Origin of the sequence: Paraburkholderia sp. UCT31 (assembly GCF_014397655.1) — a bacterium.
Taxonomy (GTDB): Bacteria; Pseudomonadota; Gammaproteobacteria; order Burkholderiales; family Burkholderiaceae; genus Paraburkholderia; species Paraburkholderia tuberum.
This window is the reverse complement of record NZ_VZQP01000009.1, coordinates 1-21,744: the sequence shown is the minus strand read 5'-3', so window position 1 is coordinate 21,744 and position 21,744 is coordinate 1. Positions and strand designations below refer to the sequence as shown.

The following is a 21,744-nucleotide window of genomic DNA, read 5'->3' as shown; positions in this document are numbered from 1 at the left end:
CCAACAAATCTGACCACACAACAATGCACAAGACGTCCCACGGCGTGCGCTATTCCGCGACCGACATCGTTGCCTTCCTCGAGTGCGAACACTGCACCACGCTGGATGTCAAGAATCTGCACACGCCGATGGCCCGCGCGGAAGCGGACGAGGAGGCTATCCTCATCCAGGAAAAGGGTGATGCCCATGAAGCGGCCTTTCTCGAGCGCTTACGCGAGCAATACGGCGCCGAGTCGGTAATCGACATCACCCAGCACGGCCTGAGTGCCAAGGGCCGGGAACAGGCAACGCTCGTCGCCATGCGCGCCGGCGCCGACATCATCTATCAGGGCGTGCTGAGCGACGGCCCATTCCTTGGGTACATCGACTTCATGCGCAAGGTCGAGAAGCCTTCCCAACTGGGGCCTTTCAGCTACGAGCCACTGGACACCAAGCTCGCCAGGAGCACCCGGGCGAAATTCATCGTTCAGCTCGCGACCTATTGCGCGCTCCTGAAGCGCGCGCAAGGCATCGCGCCTGAGTACCTGCACGTCGTGCTCGGCACAAACGACGAGATGGCCTACCGGTGTGCCGACTACGCCTATTACTTCGAAGCGCTTCGCACCCGCTTTATCTCGCGCGTGCAGAGCGAGGACGTTGTTGAGACGTACCCGGAACCGTGCTCGCGCTGCAGTTCGTGCCAGTGGCGCGACGGCTGCGAAAAGCAGCGACTCGACGACGACCATCTGAGTCAGGTGGCCAACCTTTCGAAGTTGCACGTCAAACGGCTGTCCGCCGGCGGCGTCACCACACTGGAAAAGCTTGCCACGACGCCCGAGCTGCCAGAGGCGGTCAAAATCGCCCCGCCGACTTACCAGAAACTGCATCGTCAGGCCGAGCTGCAGCACCGCGCGCGAACGACCGGCGAGCGGTATGTCGAGCACCTGCCGCTCGACCCGCAGGGTCTCCGGGGTTTCTACCGGATGCCTGAACCCTCGCGACACGACCTCTATTTCGATATGGAGGGTGACCCGCTTGTCCCGGGCGGACTCGAGTACCTGTTCGGCGTATACCTTTGGAACGACCTCGGAGAGCCGGAGTTCGTCCCATTCTGGGCGCACAGCCGCGCCGCCGAGAAGCGCGCCTTCGAAGACTTCATCGACTTCGTCACCGCGCATCTCGAAAATCACCCGGACGCTTACATCTACCATTACGCCGACTACGAGCGCACTGCCCTGCAGCGGCTCATGATGGTCCACGGTACCCGCGAAGAAGAGGTCGATAACCTGTTGCGGCAACACCGTCTCGTCGACCTTTACAAGGTCGTGAGAGAAAGCATCGTTGTCAGCGAGCCGAACTACAGCATCAAGAGCATCGAGCACTTCTATTTCGACAAGCGCACGGTCGAGGTGAAGAATGCCGGCGCCAGCATTGTCTACTATGAGGAGTGGCTCAAGACGCGTGAGCAAAAGCTGCTCGACGACATCGAGGCGTACAACCTCGACGACGTGAAGTCAACTGCCGAGCTGCATAAATGGATGCTCGCGCAACGGCCTGCCCTTGACTGGGCACACTTTGGCGACACCGGCGCGGAGCCGACTACCGATGCCACGCAGCGAGAAGCGGACCTCGGGCCTATGCGTGAAGCGCTGGTCGACGGCCTGCCGGCCGACCCGAAAGACTGGAGCGCGGAGGAGTCCGTGCGCGACCTCGTCTATCAGCTGCTCAGTTTCCACCGCCGCGCCGCCAAACCCGAGTATTGGGACTTTTTCCGCCGCAAGGAGGCAACGGTTCCCGAGCTGATTGACGACGCCGAATGTCTGGGTGCGCTTGAGCGCGACTATTCGCGCAGTCCGGTGGTCGTTGACCGTTCAAGACGGTATTTTTACAAGTACCCGCCGCAGGACACCAAGCTGCGAACCGACTCGCCGTGCAAGCGAACTGACGGCTTCAGCTCGGTGAGCGACCTCATCGTCGACCCGTCGACGCGCACCGTGAGCTTCAAGGTGGGAATCACCCAGCCGGCGCCGGCCGACGAGCTGAGCCTCGTTCCGCCTGGTCCCATCGGAACCGACGTTCAACAGGGCGCTCTGTTGCGCTTCGCGCGCTCTTTCGTTGAGGGGAACGCGACCTACCCTGCGCTCGAGGCATTCCTGCGCCATGAGTTGCCCGAGGTCGACGGTCTCCTGCGTGGCGAGCCTCTTGTGCCGGACATTGAAACGCCGCTCCCGCACATCATCGAAACGGTGATGGGCCTGAAGAACAGCGTGCTTTTTGTGCAGGGGCCGCCGGGCACGGGCAAGACGTACACGGGTTCGCACATCATCGTCGAGCTGCTGAAAGCGGGCAAACGTGTTGCCATCAGCTCCAACAGTCACCACGCCATCAACAACCTTCTCTCCGGCGTGGAAAAGGTGGCTAAGGACGAGGACTACTTCGTGTACGGCGCGAAGCGTTCCGACAAAGGGCACGAGTTCAAAGGCGAGTTCATTCTGGACATCGGCTCGAACGCCGGCATCCTGGATGGCGAATACGACCTTGTGGCGGGCACCTCGTGGCTCTTTTCGCGACCGGAGTTTGACCAGACCTTCGACTATCTCTTCATCGACGAGGCGGGTCAGGTTGCACTCGCGAACATGATTGCAATGGGCACGTGCGCGAAGAACGTCGTGCTGCTGGGCGACCAGATGCAACTGAGCCAGCCCGTGAAGGGCGTACACCCTGGCCGCTCCGGTGAGTCGTCGCTGGACTACCTTTTGAGCGGCAAGGCAACTATCCCGCCGGAGCAAGGCATCTTCCTGAAAACGACGTACCGCATGCATCCCGACGTCTGCGGCTTCATCTCCGACGCGGTGTACGACGGCCGCCTGCAATCTCACCCTTCGGCGCATCTGCAGGGACTCGTTTTGAGCGACGAAGCGCACCCCGCGCTCAAGCCGACCGGCATCAGCTATCTGCCGGTCATTCATGACGGGTGCTCGCAGGACAGCCCTGAGGAGGCGGAGGTGGTCCGGGAGCTTTTCACCGACCTGCTCAAGCAGGCCTTCCGCGACAAGGCTGGCGTCGTGCGTCGCATGACGGCTGAAGACATTCTGGTGGTGGCGCCGTTTAACGTGCAGGTGAACCGGTTGCGCGCCACCCTCCCCGCCGGCGCGCGCGTTGGCACGGTTGACGCCTTTCAGGGGCAAGAAGCGCAGGCGGTGCTCGTCTCGATGACAACTTCCAACGGCGACTATGTGCCGCGCAATATCGAGTTCCTCTTCAGCAAGAACCGGCTGAACGTGGCTATCTCCCGGGCGAAATGTCTGGCTGTGCTGGTCGCGAGTCCCGCGCTGCAGACCATCCAGTGCTCCACACCCGAGGAAATGAGCCTCGTTAACACATTGTGCTTTCTGACAGCCTATGCTGCAGATTCCGGCCAGATGGTCCGTGCTGCGTAAGGAAGATGCAATGTTCAAAGAGGAGTTGCTAGCGAAAGCTGTCGAACATCTGCGCGCCGCCGACGGCCTTGTCATCACCGCTGGCGCCGGCATGGGCGTGGATTCCGGCCTGCCTGACTTCAGGGGAACCGAGGGATTCTGGCGCGCTTACCCCGCGCTTAAAGGCTCCGGAATCACCTTCGAGGATATCGCGAGTCCTGCCGCATTCGCCGAGCGACCAACACAAGCATGGGGCTTCTATGGACATCGCCTGAAGCTGTACCGGAATACAACGCCGCACGAAGGCTTTCAGATTTTGCGCCGATGGGCGGCGCGCTTTGACAAAGGTGCGTTCGTCTTTACGAGCAACGTCGACGGCCACTTTCAGAAGGCCGGCTTCGAGGAGTCCCGTGTAGTCGAGTGCCATGGCTCCATTAACTACCTGCAGTGCAGCCGGAGTTGCCAGACTGTCTGGGCGGCCGAACCTTTCACTCCAGAGGTCGACGAAGTCGCGTGCGAACTTCTGAGCGAGATGCCACGCTGCCCGCGCTGCGGCAGTATGTCGCGGCCAAACATCTTGATGTTTGGGGATTACAAGTGGTATGCGGGGCGTACCGAGGAGCAGATGGACCGACTCGATACGTGGCTTCAGACGGTAAAGCGCCCTGTTGTTGTGGAACTCGGCGCCGGTAAAGCAATCCCAACGGTGAGAGGCTTCGGGAGCCGCCTGAAAGCCCCGCTCATCCGCATCAACGCGAGGGAGTCCGCAGTGGGCCGGCCCGAGGACGTTGGCCTGGAAGGCCCCGCGCTTGACTCGCTCAGGGTGCTCGACCTGAAGTTCTCCGCCTAAAGGGTCAAATCCGGCCGTGGCAAACTCGAAATAGCTCCAGACCAAAAGCCGATTTCTTCATCGCGCATCTCTTTATCAAGGGCTATCGGCGACCAAAGGGGACGGGAACGCAGGGTACAATCAACTACTCGGGAAATGCCTAAAACTAGGCAAACCTCCTTTCTGGTAACCTCGCCCCGTCATTCCTGTCAAGACGAAAAATCTGCTGCATGAAACGATTTGAAAGCTTCGTCGACGATTTGCGCAGCCACCCCAAGCGCATCGGCTTTGTAGCGGCAACTGTCACGCCGTTGCTCGCCGCTATCGTGCAGCACCTCGTCTCGAAGACATTCACCACCCCCGGGGTGTGGTTTTTTTCCGGGCTGCCTCTGTTCCTAAGCGCGGTGACCGGGGGCCTTCTGCCGACTCTGTTAGCTGCCGCTCTAACGCTAACGCTGCAGTTCAGCTTATTCGTGGACCCGGCGGCGGCACTGGCCGACCACCTCATGATGATGCGGGTGAGTTTTTTTTGCGTCGCCGCCTTCCTTTTCGGGATGACGGGGGAAACTCTTCTGCGCCAGCGGTTGGCGCTACGCCGAAACATAACGTTTCTGGAAGCTATCAGCAAATTCGCGGCCGACTTCGCGTATGAGGTGTCCATCATCGATGGCCGGCCGTGTCTAACCGACGTTACCGATAGCGTTGAAGAACTCACCGGGTACACGGCCGCCGAGTTGCGCTCGGCCGACGGTTACGCGCGCCTTGTCCGCGAAACCGAGATGTCGCCACAATTAGCGAAAATATTTGCGGCCCGCGCCGCCGGCAAACCCGTGAGAGGCGAAGTGAAGCTTTATCGGAAAGACGGCACCGCGCTGTGGGTTGAGGTCCACAGCGGCCCCGGTATTGTACGGAAGAATGCGCTTCGATTCGTCGCGGCAGCGCGCGATATTACCGAGCGCAAGAACGCTGAAGAGGCCCTTCTGAGCCACGTCGCACTGCTCGATGCCATCAACTCGTCTGCCCATGACGTCATCTATCTCAAAGACACGCAGGGCCGCCACGTGTACGCCAACCCCGCATGTTGCGCGGCGCTGGGCGCGGCCCCCAGCGACATACTAGGACGCCGCGTGGACGAGTTCCTTCTCAATTCAAGCCTCGGGGAACGGTTATCGCGGGGTGACGCCGAAGTGATGAGGACCCGGAAGGCACAAGTATTCGAAGAGACAATCGTCATCGCAGGACAGCTCGCGGTCTACCAAAGCGCGAAAGCGCCGTGGCTCGACGCAACAGGAAAGGTCATCGGGGTGTCGGGTATCTCACGAGACATCACGGCGCGCAAAGCCCTCGAGCAGCGCGCGTTGGAGGCCGACGAGCGCAAAGGCCGGTTCATCGCAATGCTCGGTCACGAACTCCGCAACCCGCTGGCGCCATTAAGCGCCGGCATCGAACTCCTGCGCAATACGCACGGCGCGTCTGCGCACTCGAAGACGGTTCTCGACCGGATGCATCGGCAAATGGAGGTTCTGGTGCGTCTGTTGGACGACATGCTGGACGTTGCCCGCATCGACCAGGGAAGGCTCGAGGTGCGTCCTTCCTGGCAAAGGACAAAGGACATCCTCGACACGGCGGTGAGCGGCGTAGTTGCGTCAACGGAGTCCCGAAAGCAGCAAATCATCGTGAACACGGAAAAGGCACCCGTATTCGTATTTGCTGACCCTGTGCGTCTCGCGCAAGGCATAACCAATCTCGTCTCTAACGCGTCGAAGTTCTCCCCGCACGGCTCGACCATAACTGTCGACATCGCAGTCGATGACAATAGCGTGACGTTTGCCGTCACAGACGAGGGCGCTGGCGTCGCCGTTGATGACAAGACTCGGATTTTCGAGATGTTTGCGCAGGGAGAAGGTGCAAAACACCTGGAAGGCATGGGTATTGGACTCGCGCTCGTAAAGGAAATATGCACGGCGCATGGTGGCTCGGTGAACGCGGAACGTTCTTCGACCGGCGCAGGCTCACGCTTCGTGATTGAGTTGCCTTTACCTTCGCGCGTTGCGGAAGAGGTCGCAGATGCTCAGGGAAGCGGGTCTACAGGCGCCCCGGCCCGTTCAACCCAAGGCCCCTCGTTGCTGGTCGTAGACGACAACGTCAATGCCGCCGAGGGACTCTCAGACTTGCTCGTGCAGTATGGCTGCAAAGTTGAGGTGCGGCACGACGGCGCGGCCGCCCTCGCAACGCTCAGCGAGCAGAAATTTGATGCCGCGATTCTGGACTTGGGGATGCCCGGCATGGATGGCTTCGAGCTGGCCCGGCGTATCCGGGCATCGTCCGTAAGCCGGGGAATTCGCCTTATCGCCCTGAGCGGATGGGCGTCGAGCAAGGACCGCGTGAAGTCGAAGGATGCCGGCTTCGACGCGCATCTCGCGAAGCCTGCGACAGTGGAAGTCCTGCTCGACGCAATCGGGAGTCCGGCCGGCGTGCAATTGAAGACCGACGATAGCGCAATCAGCAAATGAACGTGGACGGCCTCGCCGTTGAAATTCCAGCAGCGTAGCCGTAGTTCGCACCTTGCGCGGTTACCCTGCAAGCTTTCCGCTCAATCCGGAGACTTACGGAAGAACCCACCCGCCGATATAACAGCCTTTTCCGCGTGCCCGCCGCTGCCCGGTAGCTCGGAAGCCCGACGGAAAAGAAAACGGCCTCCACACGGTTTGTGTCGAGGCCGTCGAAATCAGACTGCAATCAGGTGGGAAATCTCGTCCATTCAGTAGTGTGGCCAGCCGGCGCGGTGTGGTGGAACTCCCACAGCTCGTCGTTCGTGAGCCTGCCGTCCTCAAGCGTCAGCCTCTCGAAGCTGCCCGCGAATCCCACTCTGGCGGTGAGCACCATCTTGTGGGAATCCACCTCGACGGCGTCCACAATCTGACCGCTATTGGTTCGGTCCACCTTTCTGACCAAGGTGCCAAGCCACCTCTTCTCGTTGTCCGTCATCGCATGCCCTCGATTTTAAAAAAGTTGCAGCATTGTATGCCGCTGCCTTGAAGTGTAGTAATGGCGACCGGCCAGGACTTCACTGTATGCACTGCCGAGCAACCCGTTATGGCAGTGCAAGGGAGGCGACCACTTGCGGTGCCGACAGCGCGTCCTTGACGTCCTCGTAGGACAGGTCCCACCTCTGGAGGAAGTTCCGTACGCGATTGGTGTCATTGACCGACGTGCGCTCGGTGCGCGAGACCGCGAAGAGTCTGCGCCCTGCGGCCGCCATGCTCCTCGTGTCGCGAATCGCCATGAAAACTGCCTCGAGCTGCGCTTCGTCGAACCAGTCGACAGGGCGCTCGCCGAGCACCCGGGCGGTAAGGCCCGAGCTCACGCCAGACAGATGCTTCAGGTCGGCGCTCGCATTGAGAGCCTCCTCTCGCGCGCCGCCCGTGCTTCCGGTCAGGACCGTCCAGCGCTGCTTGAGGTGCCCAATCTCCCGCTCGACCACATCAATGTCGATACGCCCACCCTCCGCGAGCGTCGCCATGCGCGCGACCGAAGCCGAGAGGTCCCGGAAGTTGCCCGGCCACGGCGCGCGCTGCGCGAATGCGAGATAGGCTTCCCGCGCGGCACGGTTAAACGACACCTTCACGCCGAGTTCGCCGCCGGCGGCGCGTAGCTCGTAGTCGATGTTCGGCTCGATGTCCTCCGGCCGCTCGGCGATGCCCGGCATCCGGAACGTCCACACGTTCAGCCGCGCATACAGGTCGGCCCGAAACCGACCCTGCGCGACTTCCACGTCGAGGTCCTTGTTAGTTCCGGCGATAAGCTGGAAGTTAGATTCCACCTCCTTGTCCGAACCCATCGGCATGAACCGCTTGTCCTCCAGCGCGCGCAGCAGCATGGCCTGTTCGTCCAGCGGCAGTTCGCCGATTTCATCGAGAAGGAGCGTTCCGTTGTGGGCGGCGCGCAGCAGCCCCTCACGCTCGGTGACAGCCCCGGTGAAAGCGCCCTTCTTGTGACCGAACAAAGTGCTCATCGCATTGTCACCGCGCAAGGTCGCGCAGTTGACCTCCACGAATGCTCCACTCACCAGATGGCGGCGCGCACGAAGCTCATAGATGCGCTTGGCGAGCTGCGTCTTACCTGCGCCCGTCGGGCCGGTGAGGAGAATCGGCGCGCTCGAGCGCACGCAGACCTTCTCGATATCACCGATGAGCCGGTTGAAATCCGCGTTGCGCGTGACGATACCGCTCTTCAACAGCGCCTCGCTCTCCTCGCTCTCAACCGAGAAGCGCGCCGCCAGCAGGTCGTAGGCAGCCAGGTCAAGGTCAATGACTTTGAGTATCCCGCGCCACGTGTCTGGCTCCCCCTTCTTGCCCTTCGGCATGGTGTCAACGAGCCGGCCCGGAAAGTGCCGCGACTCGGTCAGCGCGAAGAGGCAAATCTGTGCGACGTGCGTTCCCGTCGCGAGATGCACGAAGTAATCCGTGTCCTCTTCGAATGAATACCCGCGCGCGAAGTCGTGCAGCGCGAGGTACATCTCCTCGACGCTCCACGGGTCTTCGATATCCAGCACGTGAAGAGCCACGTCGGTGCAGGGACTGACAGCGATGATGTCAGCCTTGACCTGCTCGGCCAGCTCAACGTCCTTTTCCGAGACCAGCAGGAGCTCCACGCGCGCGACCGGAAACTCATCGTGAGCACAGACAGAGACCGTCGGCCGCCAGCGCTCCCACCGCGATTTGGAAAAGCCGCCATCCAGTACTGTGCCAAGAAAGCCGATAACAACCTGCTTGCGAGAAATCATAATAATTTTAACGGTGTAGTTGTCGTCACTTGCAAATGGACGCAGTTCCAGTGCGGCACAGGGCGAACGGCGTTTCCGTGGCTACTCCGCGCTTGCGAACCACTCATCGACGGTCATCACGTCCGGGCCGTAATACACACCTTCTTCGAAGAAGTTATCGGGGTTGAAGCTTACGCCGGCGAACTTGAGCTCATGCGCAGTTCGATTGGCTTGACACCACGCCTCGAAATCCACCACGAAGTCTTCGGCCGACTTGTAGAGCACCGGTACGGTAACGCGACAGTGATACGTGCAGCCGTCGGTTACTCCGTAGTCGACAACGAGACGTACCCGGCCATCGGCCACCAGTTTTTGGGATTGTTCTGCCATCAAATGTTTCCTCGTCGGTGGTCATCAAGACAGACGCTAGCCATTGGGGCCAAAGGGCCTCCAGTTCATCGGCTCGTCCGGGTCAGCGCCGCATCCGGGTCAAAGCCGCAATAGCGAGCCGTCGTCGATTTGCTGAATCATCTCGTGGCAAAGACGGAACTTGCCGTACGCCACGGCCGCGTCCTGGCCTGCAAGCTTGCCCTTGAGCTGTGCGGTGCCGTTGTTGACGTCGAAGCCGAATTCCTTCTGGAGTGCTTCCGCCCGCCGCTCCAGTGCCGCCAGCAGCGTGGGTTTGCTGACTCGGTCTGTCTGCTGAAGCAGGTCATGGAAAAGACGGAACTTGCCGTAGTCCACGGCCGCATCCTGACTTGCAAGCTTGCCCTTGAGTTGCGCGGTGCCGTTGTTGCGGTCGAAGCCGAACTCCTTCTGGAGTGCTTCCGCCCTGCGCTCCAGTGCCGCGAACAGGTTGGGTTTGCTGAACCGGTCTGTCATCGCTTCCCCGTTGATGTCGTTGGTTATATCTCAATGCGTAGATTGTATCGAACCAGATAGATTTTGTAAAGGCTTAAACCGAGTCCGGATTCCGCGCCGAAACTTTTTGAAAATTTTTTCTCCTGTCAAAACAGGTGTTTAGCGTGAAGTCGAAGCGGCTGGCACTCGGCGCGCAGCAAGGCTGGCACGCCTCTCGCAATATAAGGCTCATCAGCGCAGCGACGCTTTACAAAGTTCCCTCCGGAACCGCTGCCCACCACGAACCATAGACGCGAGATTCATTATGGCAAACCGCAACTTGTTCGGCTCCGCAGTACGCGTGATGCCGGAATCCGACACCCTGAACCGGGCTGGCGGGCGTGCATACAAGCTGTCTGCGAAGGCCGCGCTGGCCCAGATGGCAATGACCGGCACTCTCGCCGATACGTACTACGCTTCGGCGTCGGACCAACTGGCGGACGTAAAGGCGTACGCTCAGGAAGTCGACGCGGAGTTCCTGGCGAAGTTGGCCGTGTACGCCCGTCAAGACGGCTACATGAAGGACCTGCCGGCGTTTCTGTGCGCGGTAGTGGCGGCGCGTGACGTGACGCTGCTGTCGAAAATCTTCGACCGCGTTATCGACAACGGGAAGATGCTGCGCAATTTCGTGCAAATCGTGCGCTCCGGTGCTGCCGGCCGCAAGTCACTCGGCACGCGTCCGAAGAAGCTGGTCGCAGCATGGCTGAATGCTGCGAACGATAGCCACCTGTTGGCCGCGTCGGTGGGCAACAGCCCGTCGCTGGCAGACGTGGTGCGCCTGTCGCATGCGAAAGGCCGTGACGAATCGCGCGACGCGTTCTTCAAATACCTGCTGACGGGTAACGTCGGAGAAGCACTGCCGCAGGTGGTTCGCGACCTCGCTGACTTCCGCGAAGGGCTGGGAGTCGAGATTCCGCGAGTGCCGTTCGAGTTGTTGACGTCGCTGGACCTGTCCGAGGCGAACTGGGCGCAGATTGCCCGCAACGCGACGTGGACGCAGACGCGGATGAACCTGAATACCTTCATGCGCCATGGCGTGTTCGAGTCGCGTGAAATGGTCGATGTCGTGGCGGCGCGGCTGCGCGACCCGGCCGAAGTGCGCAAGGCTCGGGCGTTCCCGTACCAGCTGCTGGCTGCGTACCTGTTCGCAGGCTACGATGTGCCGACGAAGCTGAAGAACGCGCTGCAGGACGCCATGGAAGTGGCAGTGGAAAACGTGCCGGACTTCGGGATGGACACCGCCGTGCTCGTGGACGTGTCGGGTTCGATGAAGGACCCCGTGACGGGCAAGGGTTCAGCGAATCCGTCGAAGATTCGCTGCGTGGATGCAGCTGCGCTCTTCGCTTCGGCGATTCTGCGCAAGAACGAGGACGCGGTAGTGGTGCCGTTCCAGCGGATGGTGCGCGAAGTAACGCTGAACCCGCGTGACTCGGTCGTCTCGAACACGCAGAAGCTGTCGGCGTTGCTGGGTGGCGGGACCGCGTGTTCGGTGGCGCTCGCTGAGCTCAATCGTCGTGGGTCACGAGCACAGCTCGTGATTTACGTGAGCGACAACGAGTCGTGGGCGGAGTCGGGCCGGTGCGGGCAGACCGCCACGCCGACGATGGGTGAATGGCGGGAGTACAAGCGCCGCAACCCGAAGGCGAAGCTGGTGTGTATCGACATCACGCCGAACACGACCACGCAGGCGAAGGAGTCGACCGATGTGCTCAATATCGGGGGCTTCTCCGACAACGTGTTCAAGGTCATCGCGCAGTTTGCGAAGGGCCAACTCGGCGGCGAGCACTGGGTAGCTGAAATCGAGAAGGTTGAGCTGTAAAAGCCGGTTGGGCGGCGCGCCGCCGCCCTGCCGCACAGAATTCAAGGTTTGGTGCCGGCGCCCCGAATTTAGTCGCGGACTACATTTTTGGGGAATGAGCTGTCTCGACACCTTTTGTCGGGGCGTCGGCGCCATCAGTATTGCGGTAGTGAAGATTTGGGCGAATGCCAGCGGGGAGTACATTCAATTGGTGAACTCACCTCTCCGCGTTTTTGTCGCCCATCCTGTTGTGAATGATGTACCTAGTCGGTGAGCGGGTTACCCCAGCTCCCGGCGTCAGAATTCAAGGTTTGGCCCCGGTGTCTCGAATTTAGTCTGGGACTCCATTTTCGGGAAATGACTCGTCTCGACGCCTTCTTGTCGAGGCACCGGAGCCATCAGTATTGCAGTTGGAAAGCTTTGGGCGAATGCCTCGCGTGGATTACATTTTCTTTCGGTGAAACCTACGTCTACGCACCTTTTTGTCGCCCATCTCGTTGTGTTGTTGTACAGCTTTTGGGGCTGGCCGCGAATGCCGTCGCGGACTACATCGGATATATGCACGTCTCGACATTCCTTGTCGCGGCCGGCTCCAGAAAACGTTGCAGGGAAGTCGAATGCCCGTTGGGACTACATTTATGCAAAGTGACCTGTCTCGATATTTCTTTGTCGACTTTCCTGCAACCCCTTTTCGATTATCGAGCGTCCTCGGAACAAAGAATGACAGACCTCTTGAAAGACTATGCCCGCCGCATCGGCATTGATTCGCTGTCGCTTACCGACCTTATCGAATCTCATTGTTCCCTCCGAGAAGAGCGCAAGAAGTTTCAGGCCGAATGGCAGACGGAGTTACAAAATGGACGCGAATACGGTCGCGCGCAGGCGGAGCGGGAAGTAAGGGAGTTGGGCTGGTTCAGCGCGGAGCGCCTCCGCTCGATGACGCTTAGCGAGCTTGCCGAGCTGATTCGCGTCGACTAACGTCTCCTCATTTGTGGGTCCCTGCTGTGCGCGGCATTGGGTCACACCACATAGAAAATCCGGGTCTCGATGCCCGGCAACAGAAAGCGCGAGTTTGTCGAATGCCGAGTGAGGGTTTCATCTTGTGACATCCTCACCGCCCTAAAGGACGGTGCTTCCTTGATTCGGCCCCTTCGACCGGTGGAATCGGGAGTTTCGCCGCACCGGGCAACGGTTTTTTAGGCCGATGCATCGGGGTCTTGGCTGCCGGCGTAGCTTTCGCACCGCCGGTCTTTCCTCGTTTCCTCAAGTTGGCGTGAGGTGTACGCTTCACAGAAACCTCTGAAGCGCTCGCGCGCTCGAGATGCGGCGACGTGCCCACCTCTTCGGTCTCTCCACGTATGACGACGGCAAGCCCTGCCGCCGGACGGCTCATTAACTGAGCTCGCCCAAACCCAATCAACATCGCGATGTTTGCTGAAACGACATCGCGGTTATCCTTCAGCCCGCATTTCGGGCACTCATGAACTCGGTCCTTCAGGCTTTTCGGAACTGCTTCGCCGCACAAACACGATTGGCTGTTTCCGCCGATGCCCGGCCGCTTGTTCGGGACCGGGACGTACCGGTTGCCGAGCTTCGACTTCATCTGCTGCTTTTGCGCGTAGATGCCCCGGTCCGCCGCCGAACGCGCGAGCTTCCGGTTTTTCAGCATGAACTTTATCGGATGCTCTTCAACCGCGACGCACCGGTAGGTCTTCTCGATACGGTCCGCTATCTTCCGGTGGTGATACTGCCGGATATTCTTGACTTTCGTGTGGAGCTTCGCGACGACCTTGATTTGTTTCTTCAGCCGTTTCGAATAGGCGATTTCGCGCAGCGCCGGCAGCGGCTCAGCTTTTTGCGCGGCCCGCCGCGCCTGGTCATCATGATATTGAGCCTTCCGAACCTCGAATTTACGACTCATGTTGCGTTGCTCGTGCCGCAGCTTTGCAAGTGATTCTTTTAGCGCCTTCGGCGGGTCAAAAACCTCACCATGGGCCGTCGTCAACAGCGACGTCAGGCCGGTATCCGCTCCCGTGTCGTCCAGCGCCAGAACCTCATTTGCGGCTCGGTACACGTCGACCGCCTGCAGGTGGCAGGAAATAACCGCCCACCAGCGACCGTCGGCGAATTTCACTGTTACCGTCTTGGGCGTGCCGCGCATCCGGCGATAGTCGCGAACCCGAAAGTGCCCGAGCTTCGACAGATGAAGAACACCTTGGCGCAGGCGCGCACTAGGGCCGTACTGTGGATATGTAAAGCTGGTGTACTCTTTTTTGTCGATGCAGTGCGGCGGTCGGACGCCGCGCCGACCGGACTCGAACGTCTCCAGCCAGCGTTTGGTCGCTTCGTCGACACGAACAGCGACGTTTTGAAGAACCTGACTTTGAAGCACCGCGAACCGGGGCTCGTCGCGGGCTAACCGCGCGACCGAAATGTACTGGTCCGCAACTGTCAGGTACTTTGGTTTTTCACCCGCAGCGCGGCGGCCTCGCTGCGCGACACGGTCTGCTTCCCGGTCCGCGACGAGTCGCTCACGAACCTCCCAGCAGAGGTGGACGGTATTGAAAAGTTTGGCAGACTCCTCCTTCGTAGTGTCAAGCGGGAACCGGTACACGCGCACCACGCCCGAGTGTTTCGGGCGCTTCTGTCGCTTGACGCGTGAAGGTTTTTTGGTCTGCATATGTAAAGCTTACAGCCCGTTCGATGGACTGTCCAGGGAAGACTATGCCTTATATCCTCCCCTGAAGGAGGAGGATATAAGGTACCGGATGTTGAATGAACAGCCCCGCTCATCCTTGTCGACAGGCTCGCGCCCTTTCGCGCCAAAACGCGTTGAGACAGCCAGGTTTGCCACTGCCCGGGACTGGTTGCGCCTCCTAGGACCGAAAAGCCTTCGCTCTGCGCGGGCTTTTCTCTTTTGACGCCTAGCCTATTTGGGGCCGATTTTAACTGTCGACCGCTGAGTAGCATCAGGCTTGTGCCGGCTTGTCGATGCCTTTACAATCACGTTTCGCGCAAATATGTGAACGGAAATGACGACCGACGATTATGAGGTTCCGGACGACTATGCCGCGCCGGATTGGGCCAATCGACAACGCGTCCACGACTGGAAGAACTACATCAGCGAGCACCTCCAGGCGATGTGGCACACGTTCACGCCTGACCAAAAGGCCGCGATTGCCGCCAACGCGCACTTGCAGGCGGGCCTGGAGAACTGGGACTGATAACAGGTGTCCTCAGGTGAGAGGCAAGCCCCCCTGCTCTCCAACCAAGAAAAACTCCGCCAGGCTTGCGCATGGCGGAGGAATGAAGAAATGGGCATCAATATGGCAGAGCGCCGTATTCGACCCCACGCGCGAGGTTGCACAGGAATTTGTCGAGCGCCTTTTCGTCAAGGCCCTCGCATGCGATACCGTCCTGTCCGTAGGGATTTGTGTACCACACAAAACCTTCGTCGTACGTCAGTGAATGGCCTTCGACGCTGACTTCCTCCCGTTGGCCCAGCTTTAGAACGAGTTCCGCCGGTGTCGGAAGACCGAGTGCAGTCCAATCCCTGGCGGCAATTCGCTGTTCAACAAGCGCGTCGGCCTCTGCTTTCGCTCGCTCCCGCGCCTTGGCCTGCTCTTCCTTTTCCCGCCGCTCGATTCCCTCATACCAGGCAGCGCTCAGCTCGACCTCGTTCGCCAGCAGGTTAGGAATGGACTCGTGTCCGTAGTAGTAGCCGGCCTTTTCAGCGTGCTGCCAAGCGTCCGCGCGATGGCTCATCCTGGCTGTATACGCCGACTCGCCGACTATGTCTGCTATTACCCCGTGCGCCGAGGCAACTCGTGCCTTCAACGCAAGACTAAACAGGCTTTGCTCCGATGTATTCGTGCTCGATACGTCATTCATTATGATTTCCTCAGGTTGACCTGTACCTGAGGTATAGCGGATAGCGCCAAGACTGTCGTATTGATGGCGCGCTACATCTCGGCAACCGGGCGGTCCTGCTGCGTTGGAGGCGAGGCATAGTTGGATGTAGCGGCCGCCGGCGGTGCCGACGCGGCAGGAATGGCCGGAGCTGCTGCAGCGGCGCCTGGCGCTCCGGACGTGGCTCCTGCAGACGCGGCCACTGTCGAAGATGCAGCAACAGTCTGACCCGGCGCCTGACCAACGCTCACGAAATCTTCCTGGTCGGAAGAGGTGATAAACATGTCCGTCTCGTCGAGCGGCGTCGGTGCTGTAGCGTTGGGCGGGAACTTCGTCCCGCTAAAATGGACTTTGAGCGGATACAGCCCTCCGGCCGGGGTGGGGACAAACGCCGCATCGGTCGTGATTTCGAAGCATGGACCCGGAGCGTCCGTGTGCAAGGCGGCATACGCACGGCAGGCTTGCATCTGTGAGCCGTCGACATGTGCCAGCACCGACCCAAGCATCGCAAAGCCGATTGGCCTGAAGGTCGCGGCACTGGTAGCCTCGTCCGGAATAATCGCTGAATAGATGTTCGAGACGGCGACGGCCCCGGTCGCATTGCGCTGGACGTCGGTCAGAACGAGGCCTCGTACACCCTTACCTACCTGCACGAGCCGTGGCGCGTTCCGCGCGAGGTCGTAAGTTCCTCTAGCGCCCGCGACCGCAATAGGCGTTAGGGGCACCAGCATTTTGTATTCGTTTGGCTCGTGGACGTCTTCACGTACGACCATGCCGGCCACGACCGGCTTGCACCCGTCGCAAGTCGGGTCGGCCCAGCTTTGCGGTGTGGCAGCAAGGAGGTAGAGCCAGGTGCGAGGCTTCTTTAGCAACGTGAGTTTGCCCAGTACGTGTACGTTGAACCGCACGCCGGTGCTAGCGCGAAACGCGTTGAAAGAACTGTTTGCAGGGAACCCTGCGAACTGGAAGGTTCCCGACTTCGTCGTGTCATCGTAGTCGGGCAACTGAGACCGGATGGGGCCGACATAGACAGGTGGCGCGCTGGCGGCCACGGGAACTACGACTGACGGTGCGGCCGTGGCGACCGGCAGCGAAGAGGCCCCCGACGAGCGGTCCGGATTGGCGGAGAACGCAGCGACCACGAGGGCGCTTACTCCCAGAACCGCGAAGGCCACACCAAATTTGCGCTGTGGGTTTTTGCTGCCGGTACTCGCCGTCGTCATGGCAGGTGCGTCCTCCATCTCCTCGTGAGGATGCGTGGAGGGCGCTTCCTGGGCGGCGCGGGCCGCGTCAACAGCCGCCTCCGCTACCGTCCTTGCGATATCAACCGGACAACCGTGTGCAAGCAGTGCACCGAGAATAACGTCGCTATTGTGGCCTGCCTCCGCGAGACCGGAGGCGAACTGAAGCATTTGTTCCCACGCCTGGCGCGCGGCATCGTCGTCGGTTCGCGCCGATTCCCGCATCGAGGCGTCGTACTGAGCTCGCCTGGCCTGGTCGGATAGCACCGCATACGCGGCGCGGATTTCCTGAAACCGCGCCGCCGCTTCCGCTTCATTCCCGTGATTTCGGTCGGGATGCCATTTCATTGCCGATTTGCGGTATGCCGACTTGATTTCCGCAGCAGAAGCTGTTTCTCCCACCCCGAGCACATCATAAAGTGTGTTCATCGCTTGGCCTTTTTTCTTCACTTTTTATACGCGGGCACATATTACCATTCGTGTCGCTGGGAAAGAGCCCGGGTTTTACAACCCGTTTGCTACACGCGGGAGGCCCCTCAAGTTTTCGGAGAATCCCCTATGTCCCTACAGGTTGAAAAACTTATTCAGCTTCCGGAACAGTTCCAGCATTTCGAGCTGACCATGGCTGGCAACAATGCGGTTGCTCGTACTGTCCGCAAGGTCCACGTCACCGACGAGCTTGTAACGTGCGACGCATGCGCGGTGCAGGTCGACGACATCTGGAAAGCGTCATTCTCGCTGTATTCGAACGACGAAGGTCACGCTACCTACCACGCCAAAGCGGAGCTCGATGCTTTGGCAGCACGCACGTTCCCCAGCGCGCAGCTGGCAATGGAGGCGGCTCTCAGTTCGCTCGATGACGGCTTTGACACGCTCGCTGCGGCGCGCGAGTACGATGGCGAGGATTACGACGGCTCGGACACCTAGCCCGAACACACTCCCCCTCCCGGTTCTAATCCGTTTTGATTCCAGCACGCACGCCCTCGGGCCTGCGTGCGCTTTTTTTGTGGTCCGGTATTGCTCACGCGACGTTCCGGCTCCCGACTGTTGAAGCCCTCAGCGGCGCGTAAAAAAACCACCCTTGGGAAAGGGTGGCCTTGAATCAAATTACGGCTGAGTCTGACCTTCCGCTTGAGTCACCGCGACTTCATTGCTAGCCATCGCGGGGTCCTGGTTGGGCTGCTTAGCGTTCGCTTGGGTCACAAGCCGATGAAGCATGCCGAAAGCCGCTCCCACTGGATTTGTTACGGCCGAGACGGTCGTTACAAGCGCGGATACGTTCGCACTCGAGTTTGCCATGCTTTGGATATCCGAAGCATTCGACGCCTGGGGCGCGGACGCTTCTGGGTCCGCCGAAGCAGTTTTATTGAAGCCTTGCTTCGCACCCGAGACAACTGAGTCGCCCAAATCCGAAACGTGCCGTGCAACGGTTCCCAGCAGATTGCCGAGAGCGGAGCCGATGGCGATATCCGCACGTGCCGCCTGCGCCGTGTCTTCCGCGTGAGCAACAGCGGAGGAAAATGCGAACATTGCGAAAGCGATTGCGAAGAGTTTCTTCATGGTAATGGCCTTGAGATGAGTTGTCCTGGAAAGGTGCACGCTGTGCCATTGGTGTAGCGAACCTGCCGCGCATTCCCTGGCGGAGTCGTCAGAGAACTCTTTCGTTGTTCCCTTTGCTCAGAGGACTATCCTCCAGCCGGCTCCACGCCTATACTTGCGCGGTTTAAGCATGTCGCTTAAGCAAATTCGCAGAGGACAATGATGGCCACGTTAGAGCAAATTCAGACCAAAATCAGTAAGCTTGAAGAACAAGCCAATGCGCTTCGCCTCAAAGAGTCGGAGAAGGTTATTTCGACTATCAAGAAACTGATGGACGCGCACAACCTCACCGCCGCTGACCTGAGCGGGGCAATTCCTGGGCCGACGAAGGGTTCGTCCGCCGCGACCAAGTCAACGGACTCGAAGGGCGGCCTCCCGCCCAAATATCGTGACCCGAAAAGCGGGCTGACCTGGAGCGGTCGCGCGCGTCCGCCGGCGTGGATTGCAAACGTGAAGGACCGCTCGAAGTTCCTCATTGCGGACGATGAGTCGTCGGCGAAGACGGAAGCGGCATTGCCGGAGCAAAAGGTAGATGGTCGCAAGGGGCGGAAGTTGGACCTCTCCCCCAAATACCGCAACCTCAAAACGGGCGCCACCTGGACCGGGCACGGCCGCGCGCCGGCGTGGATTGCAAACGTGAAGGACCGCTCGAAGTTTCTGATTGAAAGCCAGAGCGAAGCTGCAAAGCCCTCGGCGACGAAGGCCGCAGTGCAAGCAAAGGCGCCGACGAAAGTGAAAGCAGCTCCGGTCAAGGTCAAAACTGTTGCAAAGACCAAATCCAAAGCAGTAGCCCCGGTGCCTCAAAAAGCGGTCAGCGCCAAGAAGGCTACCGTCGCGACGAAGCCTACGGCCGTGAAGAAGACGGCTGGCGCAAAGGATGCCGTCGCGACGAAAGCCATTTCCGGCAAAAAGGTAAGTGTCGCGAAGAAGGCTTCGCCGGCCAAGACGGCCAAGGCTGCTCCGGCCAGCGCGAAGAAAAAGCAGGTGGCGAAGCCTGCCGCAAGAGTCCAGTTGGACACCGCACCGGTGTCAACGAGCGACGTCCTCGCGACCGCTACGCAGCAAGTAGAAGAAGCAGCAATCGCGTAAAAGCCAAGCGCGGCTAAATCCAGAAGGTCCTGCGGGGTTTGCCTGCAGGACCTTTTTTCTTTCTGTGGTCATGCTTTTCGAAACGACGCTGGTCCGCCGCCAACCTGCCGCGAATTCCGGAACCTGTTGCATGGTCGACGCGCCGCGAAAGAAAGCGAGTCGTGGGTTACACGACTCGCCAGGAATTACCAAACCGCTCTTACTTCCTCCGCGCCTATGCCGCTAACGCGAGCAACCGTGCAGCCTTCATTCGCTCCTGAATCTCAGGACCATTCAGCCCGGGCTGGATAACATCCCGGGAGTTGACACGCGACACCCTCGCCAAGCCTTGGGACAGCGCCAAAGCCCAGTCCGGTGCAACGTATCCAAGGGCCGCCAGCACAAGTCCAAACCGCGCTTTCTGCCGAGGTGCATCGGACGTGAGGAGCAGCTCCAATACATCTTCTGCCGGCGCTGCCTGCGCGCTGTGGCCCGATGCCCATGTCAGAAGCCGATGAGTAACACTCGCGACTTCACGCACGCTTGAAGGAATACGCGACGCCTTGGCCTCATCCACTGTCCATCGCCTTGAAAACATCAAAGCAAATCGGACTTCGACCGGCTGCCCGTCCCCCGTCGCGCGCGAAACTGCCTCCGGATACGTCTTCTCGGTCGCGAGATACTCAGCGAACGGCGGCCGGCTCGCGAAGCCAAGCGCAAGCAGTGCCTGCGTCATCAGCCACGGATGAGGTTCCATCAAGCCCTTTTCGACCTCCTTCCACACCCGTTCCGGCGTGAGATGGTCCGTCTCTCCCGAGACCACCATCTCGCGCAGCATCGCCTGCGTTTCCCGAGCGATAGTCCAGTCCGGGCCGAATCGCGCGAGGAACCGCGCGACCCGTAAGAGCCTCAACGGGTCCTCCCGAAACGCCAGTGTCGTGTGACGGATGACCTTGGCCTTCAGGTCGGCCGCGCCACCGTATGGGTCAACCAGCGTGCCGTCGGCCCTCATCGCCATCGAGTTGATGGTGATGTCCCGCCGCGACAGGTCTTCCTCGAGCGTGACGGCCTCCGTGCTGACTGCAAAGCCGCCATAACCGTGCCCGTTCTTTCTCTCGGTTCGAGCAAGCGCGTACTCGTCGTGACTCTGCGGGTGCAGGAAGACAGGAAAGTCCGCGCCGACCTGGGCGTAGCCCAAGGCGCGCATCTGCTCCGCGCTACTTCCAATCACCACATAGTCGCGGTCCTTGGGCTCGCAGCCCATTAACATATCCCGTACCGCGCCGCCTACCAAATATACTTCCATGGGTTCCTCTTCTGAAAAATGGTCTGCTTCGTATAGCTTTTGGCGATGCGACCGCCTCGACATTCGCGATGGTTCGCTAGACGTCCCAGAACCGAGCCAGTGTCTGGCATTACGGAAACCCGAGAGGAAACAAATGCGACTGGAGTACATTCCCCACAACGCCGAGCGCATCTCGGACGTCATCGAACGGCTCGAAGCAAAATTGCGCGCTTATGGCGACATCGCGGTCGTCGGCAACGATGGCAAGCCGCTCTGTATCGGCTACGACAGCGTCCGTGCTACCGCCGACGGCTATCTTGTCGTTGAGTAAGCGCTGATTCCCGGCGCGACCCCTCATTTTGCCCCGGGTTCTCCTGGGGCATTTCTCTTTTGTGGCGAGCCTCGGCCCACCGACTCATCGGCGAATAAGTCGCGCGGATAGCGAGCTGGCTGATGTCGCGGTTCGTATCCGTCAATGGCGTCTGTCCACGTCGCGAGTCACCGTTCACGGGAACTCCGTGCGGTAGCTATATGCAAAAACCGGCGATTTTCCTTCTCCCCCAATGTACTTCGAACCGTCGGAAGTCGGTCTCGATTTGGGCCGAATCGCCCAGCAGGTTAACCCCTGTTATGAACGGCGCGGGCTTTGAATTCTAGCCGATGCACAGCGAACCACTCTTTCCGTTAAATGCGAATGAAAAGCAGACTAAATAAACTTCTCACGGCAGTCCTGCTGGGGTTGGCTACGCAATTGGCGATGGCCGGCACCACGTACACCTATCGTGTCGTTGTTCCGGGGATAAAAGCGCCCGCGCCGCCGTTGCCGCAAGCGCCCGCTACTGGCTCTGTGCCCTTTACAACGGTCGGAGCGACATCGTGGACTGTGCCTAACGGTATCTCCTCCATCAGCTTTGTCCTGGTAGGCGGGGGTGGAGGTGGCGCAGGTATTTGG

General features: G+C 60.0%; 17 protein-coding genes and 1 pseudogene. 9 read left to right on the top strand and 9 right to left on the bottom strand.

Features of this window, described 5'->3' with window-relative positions; translation table 11 throughout:
• Positions 1-23 precede the first annotated feature (23 nt).
• The 3 genes from F6X40_RS09210 (at position 24) to F6X40_RS09200 (ending at position 6,740) form a co-directional block, all read left to right on the top strand.
• Complete coding sequence (locus F6X40_RS09210) at positions 24-3,419, top strand: TM0106 family RecB-like putative nuclease (RefSeq protein WP_187627512.1); 3,396 nt, start codon at positions 24-26, stop codon at positions 3,417-3,419.
• Between the two features lie 10 nt (positions 3,420-3,429).
• Positions 3,430-4,248, top strand: coding sequence for an SIR2 family NAD-dependent protein deacylase (locus F6X40_RS09205; RefSeq protein WP_187627511.1), 819 nt, complete (start codon positions 3,430-3,432; stop codon positions 4,246-4,248).
• 209 nt (positions 4,249-4,457) lie between these two features.
• Positions 4,458-6,740, top strand: coding sequence for a PAS domain S-box protein (locus tag F6X40_RS09200; RefSeq protein ID WP_187627510.1), 2,283 nt, complete (start codon positions 4,458-4,460; stop codon positions 6,738-6,740).
• 226 nt (positions 6,741-6,966) lie between these two features.
• Here F6X40_RS09200 and F6X40_RS09195 read toward each other — a convergent pair whose 3' ends face one another.
• From F6X40_RS09195 to F6X40_RS09180, 4 genes are all read right to left on the bottom strand, one after another.
• Entirely contained in the window at positions 6,967-7,215 is a 249-nt protein-coding gene (locus F6X40_RS09195) for a hypothetical protein (RefSeq protein WP_187627509.1), read from the bottom strand.
• A 106-nt stretch (positions 7,216-7,321) separates the two neighbouring features.
• Complete coding sequence (gene rtcR / locus F6X40_RS09190) at positions 7,322-9,013, bottom strand: RNA repair transcriptional activator RtcR (RefSeq protein ID WP_187627508.1); 1,692 nt, start codon at positions 9,011-9,013, stop codon at positions 7,322-7,324.
• Positions 9,014-9,094: 81 nt separating this feature from the next.
• Positions 9,095-9,382, bottom strand: coding sequence for a hypothetical protein (locus F6X40_RS09185; RefSeq protein WP_187627507.1), 288 nt, complete (start codon positions 9,380-9,382; stop codon positions 9,095-9,097).
• 99 nt (positions 9,383-9,481) lie between these two features.
• Positions 9,482-9,874, bottom strand: a complete 393-nt coding sequence (locus F6X40_RS09180; RefSeq protein WP_187627506.1) for a hypothetical protein — start codon at positions 9,872-9,874, stop codon at positions 9,482-9,484.
• Between the two features lie 283 nt (positions 9,875-10,157).
• On the opposite strand from F6X40_RS09180, the gene F6X40_RS09175 reads away from it, so the two are divergent.
• Positions 10,158-11,711 carry an RNA-binding protein gene (locus F6X40_RS09175; protein WP_187627505.1) on the top strand — a complete coding sequence of 518 codons (1,554 nt, stop codon included), beginning with the start codon at positions 10,158-10,160 and terminating at the stop codon, positions 11,709-11,711.
• A 699-nt stretch (positions 11,712-12,410) separates the two neighbouring features.
• A complete protein-coding gene (locus tag F6X40_RS09170; protein WP_187627504.1) occupies positions 12,411-12,668 on the top strand; it encodes a hypothetical protein in 258 nt (85 codons plus the stop codon).
• A gap of 133 nt (positions 12,669-12,801) precedes the next feature.
• On the opposite strand, the gene F6X40_RS09165 is transcribed toward F6X40_RS09170, so the two are convergent.
• On the bottom strand, positions 12,802-14,370 hold the full coding sequence (locus tag F6X40_RS09165; RefSeq protein WP_187627503.1) for an RNA-guided endonuclease InsQ/TnpB family protein: 1,569 nt from the start codon (positions 14,368-14,370) through the stop codon (positions 12,802-12,804).
• 352 nt (positions 14,371-14,722) lie between these two features.
• Between F6X40_RS09165 and F6X40_RS09160 the strand changes: the two genes are divergently transcribed.
• Positions 14,723-14,914 (top strand): recombinase RecA, encoded by a 192-nt coding sequence (locus F6X40_RS09160; RefSeq protein WP_187627502.1) that lies wholly within the window; start codon positions 14,723-14,725, stop codon positions 14,912-14,914.
• Between the two features lie 97 nt (positions 14,915-15,011).
• Here F6X40_RS09160 and F6X40_RS09155 read toward each other — a convergent pair whose 3' ends face one another.
• Both F6X40_RS09155 and F6X40_RS09150 read right to left on the bottom strand, forming a co-directional pair.
• Positions 15,012-15,581, bottom strand: a complete 570-nt coding sequence (locus F6X40_RS09155; RefSeq protein ID WP_187627501.1) for a hypothetical protein — start codon at positions 15,579-15,581, stop codon at positions 15,012-15,014.
• Between the two features lie 71 nt (positions 15,582-15,652).
• On the bottom strand, positions 15,653-17,269 hold the full coding sequence (locus tag F6X40_RS09150) for a J domain-containing protein (RefSeq protein WP_187627500.1): 1,617 nt from the start codon (positions 17,267-17,269) through the stop codon (positions 15,653-15,655).
• Between the two features lie 129 nt (positions 17,270-17,398).
• Between F6X40_RS09150 and F6X40_RS09145 the strand changes: the two genes are divergently transcribed.
• Positions 17,399-17,767: a hypothetical protein gene (locus F6X40_RS09145; protein WP_187627499.1), complete on the top strand. Its 369-nt coding sequence runs from the start codon at positions 17,399-17,401 to the stop codon at positions 17,765-17,767.
• A 180-nt stretch (positions 17,768-17,947) separates the two neighbouring features.
• Here the strand turns inward: F6X40_RS09145 and F6X40_RS09140 are convergent, their stop codons facing one another.
• Positions 17,948-18,400, bottom strand: coding sequence for a hypothetical protein (locus F6X40_RS09140; protein ID WP_187627498.1), 453 nt, complete (start codon positions 18,398-18,400; stop codon positions 17,948-17,950).
• A 198-nt stretch (positions 18,401-18,598) separates the two neighbouring features.
• On the opposite strand from F6X40_RS09140, the gene F6X40_RS09135 reads away from it, so the two are divergent.
• Positions 18,599-19,528: an H-NS histone family protein gene (locus F6X40_RS09135; RefSeq protein WP_187627497.1), complete on the top strand. Its 930-nt coding sequence runs from the start codon at positions 18,599-18,601 to the stop codon at positions 19,526-19,528.
• 688 nt (positions 19,529-20,216) lie between these two features.
• Here F6X40_RS09135 and F6X40_RS43190 read toward each other — a convergent pair.
• Positions 20,217-20,813 (bottom strand): annotated as a pseudogene (locus F6X40_RS43190) (multifunctional CCA tRNA nucleotidyl transferase/2'3'-cyclic phosphodiesterase/2'nucleotidase/phosphatase); the annotation flags it as partial.
• A 133-nt stretch (positions 20,814-20,946) separates the two neighbouring features.
• Here F6X40_RS43190 and F6X40_RS09125 point away from each other — a divergent pair.
• The gene (locus F6X40_RS09125; protein WP_187627495.1) at positions 20,947-21,123 is read left to right on the top strand and encodes a hypothetical protein; all 177 of its coding nucleotides are present in this window, start codon (positions 20,947-20,949) and stop codon (positions 21,121-21,123) included.
• Positions 21,124-21,744 lie beyond the last annotated feature (621 nt).